Genomic DNA, 211 nt, shown 5'->3' on the forward strand with positions numbered 1-211 from the left:
AGATAACAAACTTTGGTGGAGGTAAACGGGATCGAACCGATGACCTCTTGCATGCCATGCAAGCGCTCTCCCAGCTGAGCTATACCCCCAAACTTCTCTGGCTTACACCAAAGAAAAACCCTTGCACATCAAAGACCTGCAAGGGTTTTGACTGGCGGAGTGGACGGGACTCGAACCCGCGACCCCCGGCGTGACAGGCCGGTATTCTAAC

Annotated in this window: 1 tRNA gene; it reads right to left on the reverse strand. The window is 54.0% G+C overall.

Features of this window, described 5'->3' with window-relative positions:
- Positions 1-13: 13 nt before the first annotated feature.
- Positions 14-89 (reverse strand) — tRNA-Ala (locus tag ASE52_RS07630).
- Between the last annotated feature and the right edge of the window lie 122 nt (positions 90-211).

It is taken from the genome of Acidovorax sp. Root275 (assembly GCF_001428965.1).
In the GTDB taxonomy this organism is placed as follows: Bacteria; Pseudomonadota; Gammaproteobacteria; order Burkholderiales; family Burkholderiaceae_C; genus Acidovorax; species Acidovorax radicis.